20 protein-coding genes and 1 tRNA gene are annotated in these 17,848 nt (G+C 69.8%); 15 read left to right on the forward strand and 6 right to left on the reverse strand.

The features are described from left to right. Window positions 1-6: 6 nt before the first annotated feature. The gene (locus MKK58_RS21045; protein ID WP_243914498.1) at window positions 7-1,881 is read right to left on the reverse strand and encodes an ABC-F family ATP-binding cassette domain-containing protein; all 1,875 of its coding nucleotides are present in this window, start codon (window positions 1,879-1,881) and stop codon (window positions 7-9) included. A gap of 181 nt (window positions 1,882-2,062) precedes the next feature. Here MKK58_RS21045 and MKK58_RS21050 point away from each other — a divergent pair, with 181 nt between their 5' ends. Genes MKK58_RS21050 through MKK58_RS21065 form a run of 4 tightly spaced genes read left to right on the forward strand, consistent with a single transcriptional unit; the run spans window position 2,063 to window position 5,508 of the window. Further along, on the forward strand, window positions 2,063-2,755 hold the full coding sequence (locus tag MKK58_RS21050) for a Crp/Fnr family transcriptional regulator (protein ID WP_055952878.1): 693 nt from the start codon (window positions 2,063-2,065) through the stop codon (window positions 2,753-2,755). Between the two features lie 16 nt (window positions 2,756-2,771). Further along, on the forward strand, window positions 2,772-3,854 hold the full coding sequence (locus tag MKK58_RS21055; protein WP_243914499.1) for an ABC transporter ATP-binding protein: 1,083 nt from the start codon (window positions 2,772-2,774) through the stop codon (window positions 3,852-3,854). Then, entirely contained in the window at window positions 3,851-4,738 is an 888-nt protein-coding gene (locus tag MKK58_RS21060; protein ID WP_243914500.1) for an ABC transporter permease, read from the forward strand. The genes MKK58_RS21055 and MKK58_RS21060 overlap by 4 nt, the downstream gene beginning before the upstream one ends. Then, window positions 4,735-5,508: an ABC transporter permease gene (locus MKK58_RS21065; RefSeq protein ID WP_243914501.1), complete on the forward strand. Its 774-nt coding sequence runs from the start codon at window positions 4,735-4,737 to the stop codon at window positions 5,506-5,508. The genes MKK58_RS21060 and MKK58_RS21065 overlap by 4 nt, the downstream gene beginning before the upstream one ends. 13 nt (window positions 5,509-5,521) lie before the next feature. On the opposite strand, the gene MKK58_RS21070 is transcribed toward MKK58_RS21065, so the two are convergent. Then, window positions 5,522-7,381 (reverse strand): AsmA-like C-terminal region-containing protein, encoded by a 1,860-nt coding sequence (locus MKK58_RS21070; protein ID WP_243914507.1) that lies wholly within the window; start codon window positions 7,379-7,381, stop codon window positions 5,522-5,524. A 372-nt stretch (window positions 7,382-7,753) separates the two neighbouring features. Between MKK58_RS21070 and MKK58_RS21075 the strand changes: the two genes are divergently transcribed. The 4 genes from MKK58_RS21075 (at window position 7,754) to MKK58_RS21090 (ending at window position 10,011) form a co-directional block, all read left to right on the forward strand. Continuing rightward, window positions 7,754-8,482: a CoA transferase subunit A gene (locus MKK58_RS21075; protein WP_243914509.1), complete on the forward strand. Its 729-nt coding sequence runs from the start codon at window positions 7,754-7,756 to the stop codon at window positions 8,480-8,482. Between the two features lie 24 nt (window positions 8,483-8,506). Beyond that, the gene (locus tag MKK58_RS21080; RefSeq protein ID WP_243914511.1) at window positions 8,507-9,166 is read left to right on the forward strand and encodes a 3-oxoacid CoA-transferase subunit B; all 660 of its coding nucleotides are present in this window, start codon (window positions 8,507-8,509) and stop codon (window positions 9,164-9,166) included. A 130-nt stretch (window positions 9,167-9,296) separates the two neighbouring features. Beyond that, window positions 9,297-9,470 (forward strand): hypothetical protein, encoded by a 174-nt coding sequence (locus MKK58_RS21085; RefSeq protein WP_243914513.1) that lies wholly within the window; start codon window positions 9,297-9,299, stop codon window positions 9,468-9,470. A gap of 247 nt (window positions 9,471-9,717) precedes the next feature. After that, on the forward strand, window positions 9,718-10,011 hold the full coding sequence (locus MKK58_RS21090) for a hypothetical protein (RefSeq protein ID WP_243914515.1): 294 nt from the start codon (window positions 9,718-9,720) through the stop codon (window positions 10,009-10,011). A gap of 85 nt (window positions 10,012-10,096) precedes the next feature. On the opposite strand, the gene MKK58_RS21095 is transcribed toward MKK58_RS21090, so the two are convergent. Then, the gene (locus MKK58_RS21095) at window positions 10,097-10,591 is read right to left on the reverse strand and encodes a phosphohydrolase (protein WP_243914516.1); all 495 of its coding nucleotides are present in this window, start codon (window positions 10,589-10,591) and stop codon (window positions 10,097-10,099) included. Between the two features lie 234 nt (window positions 10,592-10,825). Here MKK58_RS21095 and MKK58_RS21100 point away from each other — a divergent pair, with 234 nt between their 5' ends. Continuing rightward, on the forward strand, window positions 10,826-11,233 hold the full coding sequence (locus tag MKK58_RS21100; protein WP_243914517.1) for a hypothetical protein: 408 nt from the start codon (window positions 10,826-10,828) through the stop codon (window positions 11,231-11,233). A 328-nt stretch (window positions 11,234-11,561) separates the two neighbouring features. After that, window positions 11,562-11,915 (forward strand): DUF3140 domain-containing protein, encoded by a 354-nt coding sequence (locus tag MKK58_RS21105; protein WP_243914518.1) that lies wholly within the window; start codon window positions 11,562-11,564, stop codon window positions 11,913-11,915. 100 nt (window positions 11,916-12,015) lie between these two features. On the opposite strand, the gene MKK58_RS21110 is transcribed toward MKK58_RS21105, so the two are convergent. Then, window positions 12,016-12,091 (reverse strand) — tRNA-Ala (locus tag MKK58_RS21110). A 122-nt stretch (window positions 12,092-12,213) separates the two neighbouring features. Between MKK58_RS21110 and MKK58_RS21115 the strand changes: the two genes are divergently transcribed. The 3 genes from MKK58_RS21115 to MKK58_RS21125 all read left to right on the forward strand — a co-directional run bounded on the left by MKK58_RS21115 (window position 12,214) and on the right by MKK58_RS21125 (window position 14,007). Then, window positions 12,214-12,516: a YggT family protein gene (locus tag MKK58_RS21115; RefSeq protein ID WP_238282964.1), complete on the forward strand. Its 303-nt coding sequence runs from the start codon at window positions 12,214-12,216 to the stop codon at window positions 12,514-12,516. A gap of 92 nt (window positions 12,517-12,608) precedes the next feature. Further along, window positions 12,609-13,655, forward strand: a complete 1,047-nt coding sequence (locus tag MKK58_RS21120; protein WP_243914519.1) for a MaoC family dehydratase — start codon at window positions 12,609-12,611, stop codon at window positions 13,653-13,655. A gap of 139 nt (window positions 13,656-13,794) precedes the next feature. Then, the gene (locus tag MKK58_RS21125; RefSeq protein ID WP_243914520.1) at window positions 13,795-14,007 is read left to right on the forward strand and encodes a DUF4287 domain-containing protein; all 213 of its coding nucleotides are present in this window, start codon (window positions 13,795-13,797) and stop codon (window positions 14,005-14,007) included. Between the two features lie 67 nt (window positions 14,008-14,074). Here MKK58_RS21125 and MKK58_RS21130 read toward each other — a convergent pair whose 3' ends face one another. Continuing rightward, on the reverse strand, window positions 14,075-14,875 hold the full coding sequence (locus tag MKK58_RS21130) for a TSUP family transporter (RefSeq protein WP_243914521.1): 801 nt from the start codon (window positions 14,873-14,875) through the stop codon (window positions 14,075-14,077). A 76-nt stretch (window positions 14,876-14,951) separates the two neighbouring features. Then, on the reverse strand, window positions 14,952-15,524 hold the full coding sequence (locus MKK58_RS21135; protein WP_108034334.1) for a L,D-transpeptidase: 573 nt from the start codon (window positions 15,522-15,524) through the stop codon (window positions 14,952-14,954). Window positions 15,525-15,858: 334 nt separating this feature from the next. Between MKK58_RS21135 and MKK58_RS21140 the strand changes: the two genes are divergently transcribed. Together MKK58_RS21140 and MKK58_RS21145 are read left to right on the forward strand one after the other, a co-directional pair. Then, window positions 15,859-16,200: a hypothetical protein gene (locus MKK58_RS21140; RefSeq protein ID WP_243914524.1), complete on the forward strand. Its 342-nt coding sequence runs from the start codon at window positions 15,859-15,861 to the stop codon at window positions 16,198-16,200. Between the two features lie 268 nt (window positions 16,201-16,468). Next, a complete protein-coding gene (locus MKK58_RS21145) occupies window positions 16,469-17,845 on the forward strand; it encodes an efflux RND transporter periplasmic adaptor subunit (RefSeq protein WP_279578489.1) in 1,377 nt (458 codons plus the stop codon). The last annotated feature ends 3 nt before the right edge of the window (window positions 17,846-17,848 follow it).

Below are 17,848 nucleotides of genomic sequence, written 5' to 3' on the forward strand. Positions count from 1 at the left end.
CCTCGCTCAGGCCGTGGCGCCCTCGATCTCGCCGCTGAGTTCCAGCCACTCCTCCTCGGCGGCCTCCAGAGCCGTGGCCGCGTCCGAGCGCATCTTCATCAGTTCGCCGGCCTTGGCCGGGTTGGCCTGGAAGGCGGTGCCGTCGGCCAAAGCCGCGTCGATCTTGGCCATGGCGTCGGCGAGCTTCTTCATCCGCGCCTCTACGCCCTCGAGCTTCTTGCGCAGGGGCGCCAGCGCCACGCGGAGGTCGGCATTGGAGCGGCGCTCCACCGCCTTGGCGCCGCCGGTCGATTCGGCCGCGCTTGTCTGGGCTTCGCGCTCCGGCCCGGCGAGGACGTAGCGGCGGTAATCGTCCATGTCGCCGTCGAAGGCCTTCACGCTGCCGTTCGAGACGAGCCAGAGCCGGTCTGCGCAGGCCTCCACCAGGAAGCGGTCGTGGCTCACCAGGATGACGGCGCCCTCGTAGTCGTTGATCGCCTCCACCAGGGCCTGCCGGCTCTCGATGTCGAGGTGGTTCGTCGGCTCGTCGAGGATGAGCAGGTGCGGCCCCTTGAAGGCGGCCAACCCCATCAGCAGGCGCGCCTTCTCGCCGCCGGAGAGCTGCGAGACCGGCGTCTCGGACTTGGTGCCCGAGAAGCCGAGGCGGGCGGCCGCCGCGCGCGCCTTGGATTCCGGCACGTCCGGCATCAGGTCGCGGACATGGGCATAGGCACTCTCGGCCGGGCGCAACTCGTCGAGCTGATGCTGGGCGAAGTAGGCGACCTCCATTTTCCCAGAGCGCCGCATTTCACCGCTCAAAGGGGGCAGGCGCCCGCCGATCAGCTTGCAGAAGGTCGACTTGCCGTTGCCGTTGGCGCCGAGCAGCGCCACCCGGTCGTCGGGGGCGAGACTGAGGTTGAGCCCCGAGAGCACGATCCGGTCCGGGTAGCCCGCCTGCACCCGCTCCATCGCGACGATGGGCGGGGAGAGCGGCCGCTCCGGGCTCGGCAGCCGGAAGGCCGGCACGTCGTCCTCGATCACAGAGGCGATGATCTCCATCTTGGCGAGGCGCTTGACGCGGGACTGGGCCTGGCGCGCCTTGGTCGCCTTGGCCTTGAAGCGGTCGACGAAGCTCTGGAGATGCGCCCGTTCGGCGTCCTGCTTCTGCTTCGCCTTGGCCTGGAGCACCCGCTTCTCGGCGACCTGCCGGGCGAAGCTGGTGTAGCCGCCCCGGTAGATGCTGAGCTTGCCCCGGTCGAGGTGCAGGATGTGGTCCACGCACTCGTCGAGGAGGTCGCGGTCGTGGCTGATGATCACGGCCGTGCGGGGATAGCGCTCCAGGTAGTCGTAGAGCCAGATGGTGCCCTCGATGTCGAGGTAGTTGGTCGGCTCGTCGAGGAGTAGCAGGTCGGGCTCGGAGAACAGCACGGCGGCGAGCGCCACGCGCATGCGCCAGCCGCCGGAGAAGTCCGAGCAGGGGCGGCCTTGCGCCTCCGCGTCGAAGCCGAGGCCGTGCAGAATGGCCGCCGCGCGGGCGGGGGCGGAATGCGCCTCGATATCCACCAGCCGGGTCTCGATCTCGGCGCGCCGGATGCCGTCGGCGTGTTCGGCCTCCGCCATCAGGCGCGCGCGCTCGGTATCGGCGGCCAGCACCACAGCGTGCAGGGTCTCGGGGCCGGCCGGCGCCTCCTGGGCCACCGCGCCAATGCGCATGCCCTTGGGCATCGACACCGTACCGCCCTCGGTGGGCAGCTCGCCGAGGATCGCCTTGAACAGCGTGGTCTTGCCGGCGCCGTTGCGCCCGACGAGGCCGACGCGGGCCCGGTCCGGGATGACGAAGGTAGCGCCATCGAGAATCAGGCGCTCGCCGATGCGATAGGTGAGATCGTTGACGCGGAGCATGGCGCGCTTGTGCGGGGTCGGGGCCTCACTGGCAAGCGCCCGGTGAGGTGCCCTGGGCCGGTGCCGGACGTTGGCGCGGACCTCGCATCCACGCCTATCGGCGGCCGAGCGGTCGTGAAAGCTTGACCCAGGAATTGCGCGGCGTATCGATCACTGTCGCATTGCGAAGGGGGCGGGACGCGTGACCACAGGACGGCTGACGACAATCCCGTTCTTCAAGGAGCCGGGAATCGAGCTGTCCGTCTATGAGACGCGCTGCCACTGGCGCCGTTTCGACGAGAACGAGGTGCTGGTCGATTACGACGACGTCTCCACGGACGTCTACTTCCTCGCCTCCGGCGAGGTGCGCATCCTCAACCGGTCGCAATCTGGCAAGGAAGTGATTCTTGGCGAGATGCGCGGCGGCGCCTTCTTCGGCGAACTCGCGGCCCTCGACGGCATCGGCCGCTCGGCCAACGTGACCGCGCTGACCCGCGGCGAGGTCTGCGTCGTGCCCGCCCCCGTGTTCCGGCAGATCATCTTCGCCTCCGAGGCCATCGCGGACCGGCTGTTCCGCCTGCTGGCCAAGCGCGTGCGCGAACTGAACACCCGCCTGATGGAGCACGCGCTCCTCGACCTGCGCCACCGGCTCTATGCCGAGTTGCTGCGCCTGTCGGTCCCCCGCGCCGGCGGCGACGGCGAACGGGTCGTGACCCCGCCGCCCTATCACCACGTGCTCGCCGCCCGCATCGGCTGCCGCCGCGAGCAGGTGACGCGGGAATTCACCGTCATGGCCGCCGACGGCCTCATCGACCGGACGCGGGGCGCCCTGGTGATCCGCCGGCCCGACCTCCTTGAGGCCCGCGTGGCGGAAGCCCTGCGCGAGGACAGCTGAGGGCCCGGCACCCGCCATGGCGTCGACGCCTGTTCCTGGCCCGGCCGGCCTGCTCACCTGCGCCGGCCTCGGCAAGCGCTTCGGCACGCACGTGGCGGTGGCCGACCTCGACCTGACCCTGCAGCCCGGCGAGTTCGTCTGCCTGCTCGGGCCCTCGGGATGCGGCAAGAGCACGCTGCTCCGCCTGATCGCCGGGTTCGAAACCCCGAGCGCCGGCACGATCCACCTCGGCGGCGCGGACATCACCATGGACCCGCCGCATCGCCGGCCGGTCAACATGATGTTCCAGTCCTACGCCCTGTTCCCGCACATGAGCGTGGCCGCCAATATCGCCTACGGCCTCTCCGGCCTCGGGCGTGCGGTCCGCCAGGCGCGGGTGGACGAGCTCCTGCGCCTGGTCCGCCTCGACGGGTTTGGCCCGCGCCGGCCCGACACCCTCTCGGGCGGCCAGCGCCAGCGGGTGGCCCTGGCCCGGGCCCTCGCGCGCTCCCCGCAGGTGCTCCTCCTCGACGAGCCGCTGGGCGCCCTCGACCGCGCCCTGCGCGAGGAGACGCAAGGGGAGCTGCGCGCCCTGCAGCGGCGCCTCGGCACAAGCTTCATCGTGGTCACGCACGACCCCGCCGAGGCCCTGGCGCTGGCCGACCGCATCGGCGTGATGGAGGCCGGCCGCCTCGTGCAGATCGGCGACGGGGCGAGCCTCTACGAGCGCCCGGCCAGCCGCTTCGTCGCCGGGCTCCTCGGCGACGTGAACCTCATCCCCGGCCGGGTGCTGGGGCGGGAGCCCGGCGGGCTCGCCGGCCTCGACACCGCCCTCGGCCCCCTGCGCGCCCTCGGCGCCGCGGACGGGGAAGGCGTCATCGCCCTGCGGCCCGAACGGATCGCGCTGGCCCGCGCCCCGTCCGGGGACGAACCGGCCCTGCCCGGACAGGTGGTCGAGACGACCTATCTCGGCGACCGCATCCGGCTCCACGTCCGCATGGCCGACGGATCGGTCTGGCGGGTGAGCGCGCCCGCGGATGCGGAGAGCCCCGGCGTCGGCGAGAGCGTCCACCTGTCCTATCCGCCGGAGCGGGCCTGGCTGATGCCGGCGGCGACATGAGGCGGCTGCTCCCGGTCCTGCCCGCCCTCTGGCTCGCGGCCTTCGTGCTGATGCCGGTGATCCTGACCCTGAAGATCAGCCTGTCGACCCCGGCCACCGCGCAGCCACCCTACCTGCCGGTGCTCGACTGGAGCGCGGGGATCGAGGGCTGGGACAGCTTCCTCGAGGCCCTCGACTTCACCAATTTCGAGACGCTGGCGAGCGACGCCCTCTACCGCGACGCCGCCCTGTCTTCGGTGACGCTCGCGGCCATCGCCACCGCGATCCTGGCGCTGATCGGCACACCGATCGCCCTGGCGATGGCGCGCGCGCGCGAGCGCTGGCAGCCGCTCCTGGTCGCGCTCCTCATCGTGCCTTTCTGGACGAGCTTCCTCATCCGGATCTACGCCTGGATCGCGATCCTGAAGCCGGAGGGACTTCTCAGCGCCGGGCTGATGAAGCTCGGGCTGATCGCGCAGCCCCTGGAGATCCTGAACACCCAAGGGGCGGTGCTGATCGGGCTGACCTACGCCTACCTGCCCTTCATGGTGCTGCCGCTCTACGCGGTGCTGACCAAGCTCGATCCACGCCTGCCCGAGGCCGCGGCCGACCTCGGCGCCGGGCCCGCCCGGGTGTTCTGGAGCGTGACCCTGCCGCTCGCCCGCCCGGGACTGGCGGCCGGAGCGCTGCTCTGCTTCGTTCCGATGGTCGGCGAGTTCATCATTCCGGATCTCCTCGGCGGCTCGGACACCCTGATGCTCGGGCGCGTGCTGTGGAGCGAGTTCTTCTCCAACCGCGATTGGCCCCTTGCCTCCGCGGTGGCGATCCTCGTCCTCGTCCTGGTGGTCGGCCCGCTGATCCTCTTCCGCGATGGCGAGGCGACCGCGAAGGAGCCCAGCCGGTGAGGGCCCTCGACCGCATCGCCCTGATTCTCGGCCTCGGCTTCCTCTACGCGCCGATCCTGATCCTGGTGATCTACTCGTTCAACGCCTCGGCCCTGGTCACGGTCTGGGGTGGGTTCTCGACGCGCTGGTACGGGGTGCTCGTCGCCGACGTTCCCCTGCGGGAGGCGGCGGGGGTCTCCCTCATCGTGGCGCTCGCATCCTCCGCTCTCGCTACAATGTTCGGGACCCTGGCGGCGCTCGCCCTCGACCGGGGCGGGCGCTTTGCCGGCCGCCGGCTCTTCACCGGGCTCATCTACGCGCCCCTGGTCATGCCGGAGGTGATCACCGGATTGTCGCTGCTGCTGCTCTTCGTCGGCTTCGGCCTCGATCGCGGCCTCCTCACCCTGGTGGTCGCCCACGCCACCCTCGGGCTCGGTTTCGTGGCGGTGATCGTCGGGGCGCGCCTGCGGGGCCTCGACCGGTCGCTGGAGGAAGCGGCGGCCGATCTCGGCGCGAATCCCGCCCGGGTCTTTGCCACCGTCACCCTGCCGCTGATCGCTCCGTCCCTGGCGGCGGCCTTCCTCCTCGCCTTCACTCTCTCCCTCGACGATCTCGTCATCGCGAGCTTCGTCTCGGGGCCCGGCGCCACGACCCTGCCGATGCGGCTCTACAGCCAGGTCAGGCTCGGGGTGAACCCGGAGATCAACGCCGCCTCGACGCTCCTCGTCGGCACGGTCACCGCCATCGTGCTCACCGCCTCGTGGCTGACCGGGCGCAGGGGCGTGGCCTGAGGGCCCGCCGGGCTCAAGGCGCGTAGGCGCGGGCGGCGGTCGGGAGCCTCAGGGCGTTCGGCGCCAGGACCGATCCACCGCGCGAGCCCGGTTCGGCGTCAGCGGACACGCCGCGCACGGCGAGGTCGTCGAGGGGGCCGCCGATCAGGAACCGTGTCGGCCTCGCCCGCGCGGCCTCCGTCGCCGGGCTCCGCGCCACCACCTCCGCCACCGCCTCGCAGCGTCGGTCGGGGAGGAAGACCCGACCCCGCAGAGAGGCGGAGAGGGCCTGTCCTTCGAGGGTTCCCTCGGTGACCTGACCGACGCCGTCCGTGAAGCGCAGGCTCAGGGTCGCGCGCTCGAAGGCCGTGCGTCCGGCCCGGCGCACGGGAGCCCCGTGGAGAAGGACGGCCTCCGCGAGGTCGACCCCCACGAGGGTTCCGCCCTCGACGCCGAGGGCCGCGTGCCCGCCCACATGGCTCAGGAGCCGTTCCGCGGTCTCGCCGGAGCCTTCGGCCATGAACTGCCCCTGGGCCCGACCGGCCACCCCGTTCTCCTGGCGCAGCGTTCCGAGGAACGCGGCGAGGTCGAGTCCGTCGAACGCACCCTGGGCCCGCATCTCGGTGATCGCGGGATCGGCCGGGGAGGCGGTGAGGGCGAGGCGACCCTTCAGGGTCCCGGCCGCCAGGGTCGCGCGATTCAGGGCGGCCTCGATGTTCCCGGCCCGTACCAGGACGCTCGCAGCCACATCCTCGGTGAGGATCGGTCCGAAGCGCGCAGCCCCCGCCGAGAGCCGCAAGTCGAGGTCGCCGCCCGTGAGCGGCGCCAGGGCGAGGCTTCGCGTCCGCCAGTCGGAACCCGCCCCTTCGCCGGCATCGAGGCCGAACATCCGCAGCACGTCGGCGAGGACGGGAGCGAGGTTCAGGCTCTCGGCGGCGAGCGTCGCCTGGATCGCGGGCCGGTTCCGGTCGAAGTCGACCGATCCGGCGCCCTCCAGCCGGTTGGCTCCGAACGTCACCTGGACGTTGGGCAGCAGAAGTTGGCGGCCGTCCACCTCGAAGCTGCCATCGAGGCCGAACCCCTCCACGAAGGGCGCGAGGGCGACCGCCCCCCCGGCCCAGGCGAGGGTCTCGGGCAGGGACCGCGTCAGGAACGTGCCCCGTCCGGTCATCCGGATGCCGTCTGCGTCGATGCGGCCATTGCCCTCGGCCGCCAGGTTGCCCGCCGCCCAGCTCGCCGTGAGGGCGAACGGACTGGCATCGCCGCCCAGCAGGTCGACCGGGCGCAGGCCCGTCACCGTGAACCGGGCCGGCCCAGCGTTCCAGGAGAAGCGCCCGCTGAGGTCAGCCTGAGAACTCCAGTGCGGCCAGGACAAGGACAGATCGATGTCACGGGCCGTCTGCGGCGTGCCGTCCCGCGGGTCGCTGCCCGTGGCGACCGCGCGGGATATGCTGATCCGGCGCGGATGCGCGGATCCGTCCGTCCCGAGGCGCGCCTCGAGCAGACGGACCGGCTCGGCCCAGCGGGTGTCCCCGGCCCCCGTCGGCAGCCGGATCGTGGCGCCGTCCAACGCGATGGTGTTCACGTCGATGCGCCCGGCGAGCAGGGCGACGACGTTGAGCTGGAGCGAGAGGGCTCCGCCCTCCGCGAGGACGGGCCCCTCCGGGCTGCCCGAGGTCAGGCGTACGGCGCGAAAGCCGAGGCGGGGCAGGGGCAGGAGCGTGATCTCGACGGCGTCGGCTGCGTTCAGCACGACGCCGTAGGCGCGCGCGAGGTCCCGCGCTACGAACCGGTTCAGGTCCGGCAGGGCGACCGACCAGGGCAGGCAGGCGCAGATGAGGCCGGCCGCGAGCGCCGCGGAACCGAAGCCTGTTATGATGCGGCGCAGCGGCATTCCACTCCATCCGGCAACCCACCCGCGCGATGGTCCGCGCGATCGTCGATGGGGACGAGGCGCCCGGCGGCATGGCCGCGGCGGCGCGGGAGAGGCCCGGCGATCACTCTCCTGATATCCCGGGCGCGCCCGCTTGTCTCCCCGAGGCCGGTTCGCACGGAATCGCCATCCACGGGCGAGATCGCTCGAACGGCTTGTGCGGGAGGCCGGGACCGGCGCAAAGACGGGCCGGGACGATCCGGCACGATCCTGCCGATCGGCATGCGGCGGCGCGAGAAATGTAACCGTTGCACTGCCGCAAGGGCTTGGCAGGACCCGGCTTTCACGTGACGGTCGCGCGGACGAAGACGAAGACGGGACAGGAGGGCTTCCATGAAGAAGGTACATTCGGACGCAGCGTCGGCGCTGTCCGGCGTGCTGAAGGACGGCATGATGATCATGTGCGGCGGCTTCGGCCTCTGCGGTATCCCGGATGCGCTGATCGATGCGATCCGCGACTCGGGCGTGAAGGACCTCACGGTGGTCTCGAACAACGCAGGCATCGACGGCGTCGGCCTCGGCAAGCTCCTGGAGACCCGCCAGGTCGCCCGGATGATCTCCTCCTATGTGGGCGAGAACAAGGAATTCGCCCGGCAGTATCTCGGCGGCGAGCTCGCCATCGAGTTCAACCCCCAGGGCACCCTGGCCGAGCGCATCCGCGCCGGTGGCGCCGGTATCCCGGCCTTTTACACGAAGACCGGCGTCGGCACCCTGATCGCCGAGGGCAAGGACGTGCGCGAATTCGACGGCGAAGAGTACGTGATGGAGCGTGGCCTGTTCGCGGATCTGGCCATCGTGCATGCCTGGAAGGGCGATACCGAGGGCAACCTGATCTACCGGAAGACGGCGCGGAACTTCAATCCGATGATGGCCACCGCCGCCAGGATCACCGTGGCCCAGGTCGAGCACCTCGTGCAGCCCGGCGAGATCGACCCCGACACCATCATCACCCCCGGCATCTTCGTGAAGCGCATCGTCCACGTGCCGGTGCGCGAGAAGCGCATCGAGCAGCGCACCACCCGCAAGCGCGGCGAGCCCGCCGTGCCCGTCGCCGCCGTCTGAGAGCCGAGCTCAAGGAGAACCATCATGGCCTGGACCCGCGAACAGATGGCCGAGCGCGCCGCACGAGAGCTGCAGGACGGCTTCTACGTGAACCTCGGCATCGGCATCCCGACCCTCGTCTCGAACTACATTCCGGACGGGATGTCGGTGCAGCTGCAGTCCGAGAACGGCATGCTCGGCATGGGCCCCTTCCCCTACGAGGGCGAGGAGGACGCCGACCTCATCAACGCCGGCAAGCAGACGATCACCGCGCTGCCGACCACCAGCTACTTCTCCTCGGCCGAGTCCTTCGGGATGATCCGGGGCGGGCACATCAACCTGTCGATCCTCGGCGCCATGCAGGTGGCGGAGAACGGCGATCTGGCCAACTGGATGATCCCGGGCAAGATGGTGAAGGGCATGGGCGGCGCCATGGACCTCGTGGCCGGCGTCAAGAAGGTGGTGGTGGTGATGGAACACACCGCCAAGGGCAAGGACGGCTCGGAGAGCCCCAAGTTGCTGGCAGCCTGCGACCTGCCGCTCACCGGCACCCACGTGGTGGACATGGTCATCACCGATCTCGGCGTCTTCACTATCGACAAGAAAGGTGAGGGCGGGATGACCCTCGTCGAGCTCGCCGACGGCGTCACCGAGGACGAGGTCCGCCAGAAGACGACCGCCCGGTTCAGCACCAAGCTCGCCTGAACCAAACTTCGCTCGATCCGCGAACAACCCGCCCGGTCTCGGCCGTGACGGGTTTTTCGCGGCACGCCGGTCCCCGGATCGTGGCGGCGCTCTACCTGTCCTGCGACGGGCAACACAGGAGTGCCGAGAGATGACCGTGGTTTCAAAGACCGTGATGGAAGAGGGCAAGGCCGCCAAGCTGGCTGGAATGCCCGATTCCGAGAACCCGTATCCGGCCGGTTCGCAGAACAGCGCGGACTGGCTGGAGGGTTATACCTTCGACGAGGCCGAACAGAACGTCGATCGCCCGGGCAGCGACGGCTAACGCCTGTTGGGCGGCGCACGAGCCCGCGGGTCCACAGCACCCGAATGGCAAGTTTCTCCGCATCGGCCGCGAAATATCCAGCACACGACACAGCGTATCGTTTTCGAACCACCCGATCGACGAACGCGGTAAAATCGGACGCGCCTTCGAAAAATCCTAAGATTTCCGCGTCCGAAGTTTGCGTTGAACGAATGCTGGACGCGGCGCGTTGAGTTTCCAAGTTGGTAACAACAGGAGACAACGCACCATGTCGATCAAAACCTTTGTCGTTGCTGGGTCGCTCGCCCTCGCCCTCACGGGTTCCGCCTTCGCCCAGACCGCGGCCGGCGGCGGCTCCGCCACGGGCAACATGAACAATCCGGGCAGCGTGAAGAGCAACGGCGAGAAGTCCATGGAGCGCACCGGCGCGCCGGCGGCCACCGGTTCCACCATGGCGCCGGCCGGCACCTCGGGCGGTCCGAGCACGGCGACGCAGGGCGCTCCCGGCGGAACCGGTGGCAACGGCGTGACCGGCAGCGGCGCGGCCCCCAGCGGCAAGTAAAACCGACGCGTCGGTTCCGTCAAAACGACGCGTCCAGCCCCGCAGCCTCACGGCGCGGGGCTTTCGCTTGTCGGCGGCGCGGATTTCAGGCGCCGGTATAGCCCAGGGCGATTGCGGCGGCCTTCAAGCGTTGGAACGCCGTCGCGTAGCGCTCGCGCAGGGCCGCCCCGTCCGGGAGAGTTCGGTCCGGGCTCAGGTTGTCCTCGGTGTCCGACATCTTGATGAGGATCGCGCCGAGATGGCCCTCGCCGATGAGACGGGTCATGCGCGCATCGTAGGGCATCGGCTCCGGCGACTTCGTCAGCAGCCGGACCATCGCGATGACGGGCTCGGAGAAGCCCTCCGCGCGCAGGCCGACCGGGGTGGTCGGCGTATCCTCGAGCACGTCGTGGAGGATCGCGGCCTGCATCACCTCCATCGGGTCGATCGGCAGGCGGTCCACGGACTTGGCATGGCCGGCGCGGACGACGGAGGCGTTCGCGACCCGCTCGAGGTGCCGGATGTAGGGTTGCCCGCCCTTATCGATCTGGCCCGCATGGGCGAGGATCGCAAAGCTGTGCGCTTCGAAGATGGATGCCATCGCGTCGCCCCGCAGGCTCGGTCGCCGACCCTGATCGACGAGGTCTCTCACTGCCCCAGATGCCCACGCGGGTAAACCGTGGCGCCGAATTCCGGTGCGTCCGATCCGCCCCGTCCGCGAAACCGGGACAGGACGGGCCGCCAGCGTTAGCGAGGCATTAAGCGGAACCGTCGAAATCAGGGGAAGGCCGGAGGCGTTCCCCGGCCCTCGGGCGTATCGCGAGGATGATGGCGTATGGGTAGCGTTCCGGCGACGATGGACAATGTCGTTCCCTTCCGGCGCACGGCCCCCCGGCCGCAGCAGACCGCGACCCCGGCACGGGGCAGCGTCGCGGCCCGGCGGAGCGAGCAGCGGGCCCTGATGGACGCGGTCTACGCGACCGGCAGCCTCGCGGTGGCGGCGGGCGACCGCGAGACCAAGCTCATCGCCTCGCGTCTGCAGGTCTACGGCTTCCTCCTCGTGGAAGAGATCGGGGCCGACGGGACGCCCCGGCGCCTGCGCCCCTCGGAGGCGATTCGCGCCCGTACGGATTTCCCCTGGCGGCTGTCCAAGGCGCGCTACGGCGCGAGCACCGGCCTTGCCGTCACCATTCCGGCGGTGGACAATTTCCTGTTCGATCTGCCCTCCGGCCTGCCGGCCTGAAGCGGCTCTGTGGCGGCCGGGAGACATCGGCAATTTCCTCGCTGTGGACGGCGTCGTGATCATCGAATTCCAAGCGTGGGCGTGAGATAAACGGGCTCATCCCACACCCGGCCGATTGCCATGCTGACCGCCTCAGAAAACCTCGTCATCCAACACCGTGAGATCGTCGCCATCCTGGTGACCTACGCCCTGTTCTTCGCGGGCGTGATCGCGATGGCCTGGCTGATCGCCTGAGCGCCGGGCAAGGGACGCCGCAACCCGGTCAAGCACGGAACTCCCGGAAACGTGGATCGGTTTTCCGCCCGATCACCCGGGAGACGACGCGCGAATGGCAGACCGAGCCGACGATCACGCCGAGACCTACGCGGCCTTCCGCGAGGCCGTGAACATGCCACCCGCCAAGCTGGAAGCCTTTCTCGAGACCGACGAGAGCAAGTCCGTCGGCCAGAAGAAGGATGGCGGCGAGGCGACGGGCCACCGCGAGGGGCGTCGCATCGTCGAACTCCTGCGCACGAAGAAGGCCGACCTCAGCGACGACGACTACGCCCATATGGCCAAGGTCGTCGGATACGTCCGCCGCCACCTCAAGCAGGGCGGACCGGACGACAAGGCCAAGGTGAAGGATTCGGCCTGGCGGCTGTCGCTGATGAACTGGGGACACGACCCGCTCAAGGATAACTGAAGCACCTAGCCTTACGAGGCGCCCGCTGCGCCGAGCGGTCTGAATGATATGAAAACCACCGATGTCTCACCCAGGGCGAAAACCCGTCCCTGGGGAAACCTGGTGGAGCTGAGCGGGATCGAACCGCTGACCTCCGCAGTGCGATTGCGGCGCTCTCCCATCTGAGCTACAGCCCCGTTCCGGGGTGGCGGCCTTTTAGGCTCGCACACGCCGACCTGTCAATTCCAGAAATCCTGCGGCTTTGCGTGCGCGTAATGCGCCCTGCGAGCGCGGGGCCACGAGGACTTCGTTTCCGCGCATGAACGCCTTCATCTGGCTCTTCGACACCGTCGTGCAGCTCTACATCTACGTTCTCATCGCCAGCGCCGTGCTGAGCTGGCTCGTGGCGTTCAACGTGGTGAACGTCCGCAATCCCATCGTCTCCCAGATCGGCGAGGTGCTCTACCGCCTCACCGAGCCGGTGCTGCGCCCGATCCGCAACATCCTGCCCAATCTCGGCGGCGTCGACCTGTCCCCGATCGTGCTCGTCCTGCTGCTGCTGTTCGCGAGCCGCCTGCTGCACGAATTCGTGCCGACGCAGACCACCATCTACACCCGCTGAGCCGAAGAGCCGGCGAGGGGCGGAACGCGACGACGGCCCGCCCCACACAAGAAATCGAAGCGCCACCGCGCCGCCCTGGGAACGAGACCGTCATGAAGACCAATCCCGGCCGCTTCTTCGAGGATTACCGCCTCGGAGAGACCATCCGCCACGCCACGCCTCGCACCGTCACCCTCGGCGACGTCGCACTCTATACCGCGCTCTACGGCCCGCGCTTCGCCGTGCAGTCCTCGGACGCCTTCGCGCGCGCCATCGGCTATCCGCAGAGCCCCCTCGACGATCTGCTCACCTTCCACGTGGTCTTCGGCAAGACCGTGCCGGACATCTCCCTCAATGCGCTGGCCAATCTCGGCTATGCCGAGGGCGGCTTCCGCCGGCCGGTCTATCCGGGCGAGACCCTCTCGACGGTGTCGGAGGTGATCGGCCTCAAGGAAAGCTCGAACCGCCAGACCGGCGTGGTCTACGTGCGCTCCACCGGCTCGGACGCCAACGGCGAGACCGTGCTGAGCTACTGCCGCTGGGTGCTGGTGAAGAAGCGCGATCCGGCGGCGACGATCGCCCAGGAGCACGTGCCGACCTTCGCCAAGGTGGTCGACCCGGCCGACCTCGCCGGCGCCCTGCCGCCCCTCGATGCCACCGCCTACGATCTCGAACTCGCCGGCTCGCCCCACCGCTTCGGCGACTACGTCGTCGGCGAGCGCATCGACCACGTCGACGGGATGACCGTCGAGGAGGCCGAGCACCAGATCGCCACGCGTCTCTACCAGAACACCGCCAAGGTGCATTTCGACGGCTACGCGGCCAAGGATACCCGCTTCGGCCGCCGGCTGATCTACGGGGGCGTCGTCATCTCGCTGGCCCGGGCGCTCAGCTTCAACGGGCTCGGCAACGCCTTCGCGCTGGCAGGCATCAATGCCGGCCGCCACGTCGCCCCGCTGTTTGCCGGCGACACGGTCTACGCCTGGAGCGAGGTGCTGGAGACCGCCGAGCTGCCCGGCCGCGGCGATATCGGGGCGCTCCGCCTGCGCACGGTCGCCACCAAGAACCAGCCCTGCGGCAACTACCCCGACAAGGTCGGCGACGCCTACGACCCGTCCGTGATCCTCGACCTCGACTACTGGGCCTTCATGCCGCGCTGAGGTTCGGTCGCGAGCCGGCTGCGTCGGGACGGGAGCGCTCGCTTGCGGGTCATCGGGCATCCCGACGCACGCATGTTGCGGTCGGGACCTGCCATGATCACACTGCCGTCATCCGAACGCGCTCGCAGGGTGTCGCGCCGTGGCTGCTGAACCGACCAAGGGACCGGCCTCCTATTTCCCGTCGATCGAGAAGCAGTACGGCCGGCCCATCGGCGCGTGGCAGGATCTCGTCCGCGCGCGGCTTCCGGCCAAGCACATGGATCTGGTCGCGATGTTGAAGGCCGAGCACGGCATGGGCCATGGACACGCCAACGCGATCGTCGCCTACGTTCTGGCGACGCAGACAGCCTGATCGGCGTCCGGGGGCACTTCCACCGACGCCGCTCGGTACCCGCGATCGACGAATCGCGCGGCGCCGGTCAACCGCCGAACAGGCCGACCACCGACCGCCGCAACGGATTGGCCGGATCGGAGAGCAGGCGCAGCGCCATCAGGCAGGCGATCCCGACGAGGAGCGGCCGGATCAGCCGGGCGCCCATGCGGATCGCGAGGCGCGAGCCGATCTGCGCACCGAGGAAGGCACCCACCGCCATCGTCAGGCCGATCGCCCAGACCACATGGCCGCCGATCGCGAAGAGCGCGAGGCTGCCGAGATTGCTCGCCGCGTTGGCGAGCTTTGTGTGGGCGGTGCCCTTCACCACGCCGAGGCCCAGCAGGGTCACGAAACCGATCATGTAGAACGCGCCGGCGCCGGGACCGAACACGCCGTCGTAGAAGCCGACCGCCGGCGCCCAGGTCAGGGCGAACCAGTTCGGCGTCATCCGCGCGGCCGCGTCCTCGTTGCTCATGCGCTTGGCGGTGGCGAAGTAGACGGCGATGCCGACCAGCAGGATCGGCACGGCAGCGTCGAGCACGGCACGCGGCAGCAAGCTGACGCAGAGCGCGCCCGCGATCGAGGCGCAGCCGGCGCTCACCGCGATCTTCCAGGCATCCGGCCAGTGGATCAGTCGCCGCCGGGCGAAGGCGAGGGTCGAGGAGATCGCCCCGGCACTCCCCTGGAGCTTGTTCGTTGCGATCGCCGAGACCGGATCGAGCCCCGCGAGCAGGAGGGCCGGCACCGTGAGCAGGCCGCCGCCGCCCGCGATCGCATCGACGCAGCCGGCCGCCACAGCCATCGCGAAGAGACCCGCGAGCAGGCCGACATCTACCCCGAAGATCATTCCGTCCTCACGTCATGGCCCAGTGAAGACCGACTGGAGGCGGAATGGAGGATGGGGCGAGCGCCGGACAGGCGTCTCAGTTGCGGACGACGACCCGGGTGCCGACCTTGGCGCGGTCGTAGAGGTCGACCACGTCCTTGTTGGTCATGCGGATGCAGCCCGAGGAGACGGCGGCGCCCATGGTCTCGGGCTCGTTCGAACCGTGGATGCGGTAGAGCGACGAGCCGAGGTAGAGGGCGCGGGCGCCGAGGGGATTGTCCTGCCCGCCGGCCATGAAGCGCGGCAGATCGGGCCGGCGCGCCAACATCTGCGACGGCGGGCGCCAATCCGGCCATTCCTTCTTCATGGTCACGCGCTTCTCGCCGGACCAGGAGAAGCCCTGGCGGCCGACGCCGACGCCGTAGCGCACGGCCTGACCGCCGCCGAGCACGTAGTAGAGCCGGCGCTGGCTCGTCGAAACCACGATGGTGCCGGGCTTCTCGGCACCCTTCCAGGCGACCGTCTCGCGCGGGATTGCCTGCTCCTTGAAGATGTTCATGAAGTCGGCGATGGGCCCGCTGTCGAACGGGTTTCCGGCGAAGGCCGGTCCGGTCGATACGGTCAGGGCCGCCGCCAGGGCGGATGCGGCGAGAACGCGGCGCGTCTGCATGGTCTGTCCTCCAGCCGAGACAGGCTCCGGGGGCCATTCTGGGCCCCGAAACCATCAAGGCTCATGGTCGGGGGCAGGAGCCTTGACGGCGCACGTGAGGGCGGTCAACCGAGCCGGACACGTTCACGGGGTCCTGTGTGATCCCCGCAACGCCGTCCGATCCGGGCGCCGAAGGCTCGGAAAGGGGCTGACACAATGCCGCAGGAACTTGCGGTGCCGCAGCCGCGGCCCCAGAGTCCGGAACGTGAGAAGCTTGGCCCCCCACTTCGCGATGCGTGTCGACGCGTGCGGTCGCACCGGCTCATCGTGGCTCGGACATGGTCCCCGCTCCGCCGTGCGTGCCCTCGTGGCGGCCGGGTCCGGGCTGCTGGCCCTGCTGTTCCTCGTCTGCGCCCTGCTCCCCCTGCTCCACGTCGCCGGGGATGTGCCACGTGGCTTCGACGTCCGGCCCGTGCTGGCGCATGCGGCGGGACTTCCGGCTTCGGATGCGGGTGCCCGCGTCGCCAGCACGCTCCTCGACCTGGATGACGCCTGCGAGGAAGCGGTCCAGCCCCGCATCGGTGCGCTGGCGGTCTCACGGATGCCCCGTCCCACCTCGCCGCGCTCGACCGGCGGGCTGAAGGCCACAGCCGCTATCCCCCTGGACAGGCCACCGAGGCCGTCTCTGGTCGGCTGAGCGCCCATAGCGCCGCCTATCCCTGCGTGGTCCCGTACAGCCGGATGCAACCGGTGTCGTCGGATTGCCAAGATTGTCCGGCATCCAGGGATTCGCCGTCAGTGATCGTTACACAATCATGGCGGGCTCTCCGAACCGGGAATGGCCCCCCGCCCCTCGAGCACGGCCCCCGCAGCGTCGATGCTGGCGTGATGGCGGCCGTGGCCCGCCGCTTGCCAGAGGGCGGATCCGATTACGGATCCCGGCTCCCTGGACCCTGAACACGGTGATGCCGACTCGCCCAGCGAGCGTCGTCGAACCGAACTTTCGCAGGAGCGAAGTAATCGTGACGTCTCTCACCACCCGCCTGTTCCGGGCCCGGCCGGCTTCCCTCGCCGCCGGCTTCGTGCTGGTCGCCCTCTCGGCATGCAACCAGAAGCAACAGGCGGCCGCGCCCGTTCCCGGTCCGGCGCCCGAAGTCGGCATCGTGACCGTCCGCGAGCAACCGATTCCCTACGTGCGGGACCTGCCGGGGCGGGTCGCCCCCCTGCGCATCGCAGAGGTGCGCTCGCGGGTATCCGGCCTCGTGGTCAAGCGGACCTTCGAGCAGGGCAGCCTCGTGAAGGAGGGCGACGTTCTCTACAAGATCGATCCCGCCCCCTTCGAGGTCGAACTCCTGAGCGCCGAGGCGGCGCTGGCGCGCACGGAGGCCGCGCAGGTCCTCGCCGCCCAGCAGGCCGACCGCCTGGAGCAGCTCCTCTCGCGCCAGACCGCGAGCCAGGCGCAGTACGATGCCGCCTATGCGGGCCTGAAGCAGGCCCAAGCCGAGGTCGCCGGCGCCAAGGCGACCCGTGACCGGGCCAAGCTCAACCTCGGCTACACGGATGTCCGCGCCCCCATCTCGGGCCGCATCGGCCGGGCGCTCCTCACCGAGGGCACCCTGGTGGAGCAGGGAGGAACCGCCAACCTCGCCACCATCCAGCAGCTCGACCCGATCTACGTCGACATCACCCAGTCGGTGGGCGAGCTGAACAAGCTGCGCCGGGATCTCGCCAGCGGCGAGCTCTCGCGGCTCTCGGCCGACACCGCGAACGTCCACCTCATCATGGATGACGGCTCGCTCTACGGCTCGGCCGGCAAGCTGCTGTTCTCCGACGTCACCGCCGACCCCAGCACCGGCCAGGTGACCCTGCGCGTGCTGTTCCCGAACCCGCACGACGAGCTGTTCCCCGGCATGTACGTTCGCGCCCGCATCAAGCAGGGCATCGACACCGACGCGCTCGCGGTGCCGCAGCAGGCGATCCAGCGCACCAGCGACGGCAAGGCCGAGGTCTGGGTCGTGCGCGACGACAGCAAGGTGATGCTCCAGCCCGTCGATGTCGGCTCCGTGGTCGGCAACCAGTGGATCATCCGCTCCGGCCTCAAGGCCGGCGACAGGGTCGTGGTCGAGGGCGTGCAGAAGATCGTCGCCGGCCAGGAGGTGAAAACCGTCGAACTGAAGACGGCCACCGAGGACCACGAGCCGAAGCCGCGCGACACCGACACGGCGGATGCCGAGGCCGACGCCAAGCCGGGCCAGCCCAAGGCGGATGCCGGCAAGCCCGATGGCGCCAAAGCCGATGCGGCCAAACCCGATACGGCCAAGCCCGTCTCGCAGGTGCGCTGAACC

The organism is Methylobacterium sp. J-078, from assembly GCF_022829285.1.
Classification (GTDB): domain Bacteria; phylum Pseudomonadota; class Alphaproteobacteria; order Rhizobiales; family Beijerinckiaceae; genus Methylobacterium.